We start from the raw sequence: 5414 nt of genomic DNA, 5'->3' as shown, positions 1-5414 counted from the left end.
CTTCGCCAGAAACCAAAGGGGGAAGCTCAAGGGGAAGGGGCAACAACAGAGAAGACGATTTGAGGCTGCCCTATCTGCCGCAGCAAACCGAACTGATGCTGATGGGTCTGACCCCTCAAGTATGGCAGGGGGTTCACGGGGACTTTAAGATGAGGCATTGTAACTTTAGTAACTCTTAAATTGTTTTCCGCAAGTCTGTCACTCTTTCCAAAACCCGTTAGAAAGATAATGATACTAGGGTGTAAACCGAGTCTCATCGTTATGACCGCGACACCTGGCGATTGATACAGCGAGTGATGCCGCATGAGCTACTGCTTAAATTCAGCCTGTCCTCATCCCGAAAACTTAACCCATACGGAGCTATGTCAGGCGTGTGGTGCAAAGCTGCTTCTGCGCGATCGCTATCGAGTCGTACATGCGCTGGGGCAGGGTGGGTTTGGCGCAACGTTTCTGGCAAAAGACGAGTCGCTCCCAGGCAATCCCTACTGCGTGATTAAGCAGCTTCGACCCGCTTCGACCTCAGTGCAGGTAATGCAGATGGCGCGGGTGCTGTTTCAACGGGAAGCTAGCACACTGGGGAAAGTCGGCAGTCATCCTCAAGTGCCGCGTCTGCTCGACTACTTCGAGGCAAATCAAGAGTTTTATCTAGTTCAGGAATACATTAGCGGCTCCACGCTCCAGCAAGAAGTCAAACGATCGGGTCCGTTTAGTGAGGCAGGGGTAAAGCAATTTCTCAGCGAAGTGCTGCCCATGCTGCAATATATCCACAGTCAGCAGGTCATTCACCGGGATATCAAGCCCGCTAACTTGATTCGCCGATCGCAGGACAAAAAACTGGTGCTGATCGACTTTGGCGCAGTGAAAGATCAGGTGAATCCAGCCAGCGCAAACGCTTCAGAAAATACGGCTCTGACTCAGTATGCGATCGGCACTCCTGGCTATGCGCCACCAGAGCAAATGGCAATGCGCCCGGTTTATGCCAGCGATATCTATGCGCTGGGGGTGACTTGCCTCTATCTGCTTACCAGTAAATCTCCTAAGGACATGGAATACGACCCGGCAACGGGCGAAATTATGTGGCGGCAGCTTGTTCACGTCAGCGAACACTTTGCCGAAGTGCTGCAAAAAATGCTGGACGTGTCGGTACGTCATCGCTATCAAAATGCAACCGAAGTTTTACGGGCATTAGATTTGGAGCCCTATCTGGACAGTCTGGCGCGGGGCATGGTCAGCCAGCCCAACCGCACGCGTTCGACCGGATCAGGTTCGGGAGACTGGCAATTTTCCGGGAACCGGACAGACGGCAGGGGCGCAGATGAGGCGATAATGCATTCCTCTCCCTCTTCGCCTTCGGCACGGATGGCAGCTGCGATTCGGGCAAGACAGGCAAAGTCTGAAAATTCTCGCTCAGACTTGACTCAGCTTCAGCCCGGTTCTCCGATACGTCGAGGAGCATCCAATCGAACCGATGGCATTCCTCATTCGAAATCAGGCGGCAGGGCAGCAGAAGATCGGCCCGCGGGGATTGTGCAAAAGCTCAATGCTGAGGATTTGGCGATCGCCTACGCGAAGGGCAAGCGAGACTTTACTTCGTATGATCTGAGTCTGCTGCATCTGCCCAAAGCTGAGCTGTCTGGCGCAAACTTTCATAACGCGAAGCTGTGTAAGACCAATCTACAGGGCGCAAATCTCTTTAACGCAGATTTTGGCTATGCCAGCCTGACCCAGGCAACCTGCCGCAACGCAAACTTCGCACGGGCATACATGAGCCATGCAGATTTGGGTGGGGCAGACCTGCGCGGCACAGATTTGAGCTATGCCTATCTCAGCAATGCCAACCTGCGGGGAGCCAATCTATGTGGAGCAGACCTGACAGGCGCAAAAATTACAGATGAGCAGTTGGCAACCGCACGCACGAATTGGGCAACAATTCACCCCAGCGGTAAACGCGGCTTGTGGTAGATCGCTAGAAAAATGATAGGTTGGCAGAAAAGCCTTCCTTTTTCATTGACAACCTTTTACTTCACTGACAACCCTTTACAGCATCCATTGCTGTCGATGTTCTGTCACTGGCTCGCCTGTCCTGCCTATTCTTGCTTCAACCATGCCTGATTCCCCTTCTCCAAAATCATCTTCTCCGAAGCGAACAACTCGCTCCCAGCCTTCTAACCTTGATCCTGAAAAATATGCTCAGCTCAAAGCAGAGCTGCAAACTCCTTATCGCGGACTAAGACAGTTTATCTATGTTGGCTGTGGAGCTTCTGGCTTTATTGGCGCATTTATCTTTCTGACACAGTTACTTGCCGGACGAGACGTGGCGGCGGCGTTTCCTAATTTTGCGCTTCAGGTGGGCATCATTGCCTTGATGGTCTGGCTGTATCGGCTGGAGCAGCGGGCTACCCGCAAGTCAAAATCTTGAAATTAAGGAAACCTTAAAATCTACCAAAAGTAGGAGAACTCCTGTCACACTAATGATGATTCAAATGAGGTCAGCCCGGATAAAGACCTTAACGATAAATCCCTGTGAATACCTAAGGTAAAGCGTCAGCCCAGTTCCATAATGGCTGGCGTTTTGCTTTTGCGTTTTGCTTTACTGTTGGGAGGGCAAGACGAGTTTATCGATAAAGTATGCAGCAGCACAAAACTGAAGTGTTGGTTGTTGGCGGCGGTACTGGCGGCATTGCGGCGGCAATTCAGGCGGCAAGAACCGGAGCGCAAACGGTGTTAGTGAGTGAGTTTGAGTGGCTGGGAGGAATGCTGACCGCTGCCGGGGTCGCTGCACCTGATGGTAATGAGCTGCTGTCGTTTCAAACGGGGCTATGGGGCGCGTTCTTGCGTGAACTGGAACAGCGTCAGCCCGAAGGACTCGATCATGCCTGGGTCAGCTTTTTTACCTATGAGCCGCGCATTGGAGCCACCATTTTTGCCGACTGGGTGCGGCAGTTGCCTAACCTTCACTGGATTACGGGTCAAACACCTCGCACCGTGATTCGACAGGAGAATCGCATTACAGAAGTTCAGTTTGACAATTGGACGATCGCAGCAGACATCATAATTGACGGTACAGAGCTAGGCGATTTGCTGGCACTGGCAGAAGTCCCTTATCGGTGGGGCTGGGAGTGGCAAAGCGAATTCGGTGAACCCAGCGCACCCGTCGCTGCAACCCCCTTAACTGATCGCTTTCCGATTCAAGCTCCTACCTGGGTCTTTCTCATGCAGGACTTTGGCACAGACTGCTCAGAAATCATTCCGGCTCCACCTAGCTACAGTGCCGATCGCTTTCAGGGAACCTGGGAAGGCTACGGTGCAGCAATGTTTCTCAACTACGGTCGTCTGCCGGGAAATCGCTTTATGCTCAACTTTCCGCAGCAGGGCAACGATTACGGTATACGGCTCGATCGGCTGGTAGAATCTGCGGCAGCACGGCAAGAATGGCTCCAGGACGCGTTGTGGCACGCACAGGGCTATGCTCATTTCCTGCAAAGAGAGTTGGGAAGTCGATATGGCTTAGCGACAGACAGTTTTCCCTCTGCTGGGTCAGGACAGATTGGCGGAGGAGCTTTTGCCCTGCATCCCTATTACCGGGAAAGTCGGCGACTACGCGGGTTGGCAACAGTCTGCGAACCAGATATTTTGCCTGTTACTGGCGGACAGGTTGCGGCTCTGCCCTTGAATCCAGAGGGATTAGTGGACTCGATCGCGATCGGCAACTATGCCAATGATCATCACTATCCGGGCGACACCCTGCCCCTGAAACCGAAGTCGCTGCGCTGGGGTGGACGCTGGACGGGAACGCCTTTTTCGCTGCCTTATCGCTGTTTGGTTCCGGCAGCGATCGAGGGTCTGCTGGTTTGCGAGAAAAATATTTCTGTGTCTCATATTGCCAACGGAGCAACCCGACTTCAGCCTGTTGTACTAGGCATTGGACAAGCCGCAGGAGCAGCAGCAGCCCTCTGTGTACAGCGTCGCTGTCAGCCGCGAGAACTCTCTGTGCGCAACCTGCAAAACGCCCTGCTGCAAGATCCGATCGCCCCCGCTGCGGTCATTCCGCTGTTTAACGTGACTCCGCATGACCCGGACTGGCTCGACTGCCAGCAGCATTTTCTTGCCCATCCTCAGGACTATCCGATCGATGGCATCGCTCAACGACTAGTGCAGCCATCCTCTTTGCATAAGAGCGTTGCCACAAAATTCAGCAAATCATATCAGGGAACCTTTGAACGCCGAGGCGATCAGGACTATCAGCTTTATCTCGATCGTCCGATCGATTCCTGTCTGGAAGCCTTGAGCCTGGTGACCCTCGATGCCACAGTTGATCGCCAGTTTCAGACCTATCAAACAGGACAAACGCTGACCGTAACCGCAAGATTAAACCGATCGGGACAGTGGCTCCTGGTGGAAGCGATCGAGGTAAGATAAAACTTAATTTTTGAGTAATTCGATCGGAAAACTGTTCATTCAATTCCTAGCACTTGAGGCAACCGCTTGACCTGGGAAAAGCCGTCTGTAGGTCTGCTGTCGAGAGATGCTACCTCGATAGATATACTAGGAAGAGCTTCAACATTACTTAAGAATTGCGGCCAGAGTCGTTCATTCTGGCTTAGTGCTTCTAGTTTCGTACCTTTAGTTTCGTCATTTTAGTTCAGTCATTATTGTTGTAGAGAGGGCAAGACGTTGACTCAACAAGCCGCAGGAATCGCGCCACATGGCGGACAGCTTATTAATCGCATTGCAACCCCTGACCAGCGACAAGAATTTCTGGCAATGGCAGATTCATTGCAGCGAGTGCAAATGGATGTGCGGACAACTTCTGACCTGGTCATGATTGCGATCGGTGGATTTAGCCCGCTCAATGGATTCTTGGAGCGAGAAGACTACGAATCGGTGGTCAGTAGTATGTATCTATCGAATGGGTTGCCCTGGTCGATTCCGATTACGCTATCGGTGAGCGAGGAAGTTGCAGAGCCGCTGCGTGAAGGCACACTGATTCGCCTGGATGACCCGAACGGTCGCTTTGTAGGGGTTCTGGAGCTAACGCACAAATACACCTATGACAAAGTGAAGGAAGCCGTCAACGTCTACCGCACCGACGACGAAAAGCACCCCGGCGTGAAAGTCGTTTATCAGCAGGGCAATATCAATTTGGCTGGTTCTGTCTGGCTGCTAGAGCGCGATGCCCATCCGCTCTTCCCCGCCTACCAAGTTGATCCGGCAGTCTCGCGCCAGATGTTTCAGGAAAAGGGCTGGAAGACGGTCGTCGGTTTTCAAACCCGCAACCCGATCCACCGCGCTCACGAATACATTATTAAATGTGCGATGGAAACCGTAGACGGGCTATTTCTGCATCCCCTGGTGGGCGCGACTAAGGAAGACGACATTGCAGCCGATGTGCGGATGCGCTGCTACGAGATCAT

At 52.6% G+C, this 5414-nt stretch carries 3 protein-coding genes and 1 pseudogene; all 4 read left to right on the top strand.

Features of this window, described 5'->3' with window-relative positions:
* Positions 1-303: 303 nt before the first annotated feature.
* A complete protein-coding gene (locus tag H6F80_RS19205) occupies positions 304-1962 on the top strand; it encodes a serine/threonine-protein kinase (RefSeq protein WP_190793131.1) in 1659 nt (552 codons plus the stop codon).
* Between the two features lie 142 nt (positions 1963-2104).
* Complete coding sequence (locus H6F80_RS19200; RefSeq protein ID WP_190793130.1) at positions 2105-2419, top strand: DUF3493 domain-containing protein; 315 nt, start codon at positions 2105-2107, stop codon at positions 2417-2419.
* Between the two features lie 209 nt (positions 2420-2628).
* On the top strand, positions 2629-4419 hold the full coding sequence (locus tag H6F80_RS19195) for an FAD-dependent oxidoreductase (protein ID WP_190793129.1): 1791 nt from the start codon (positions 2629-2631) through the stop codon (positions 4417-4419).
* Positions 4420-4674: 255 nt separating this feature from the next.
* Positions 4675-5414, top strand: a pseudogene (sat, locus tag H6F80_RS19190) (sulfate adenylyltransferase); the annotation flags it as partial.

Source organism: Leptolyngbya sp. FACHB-711, from assembly GCF_014695615.1.
Lineage (GTDB): Bacteria > Cyanobacteriota > Cyanobacteriia > Elainellales > Elainellaceae > Leptolyngbya_A.
The sequence above is the reverse complement of the archived record's forward strand: the minus strand, read 5'-3'. Positions and strand labels throughout refer to the sequence as shown.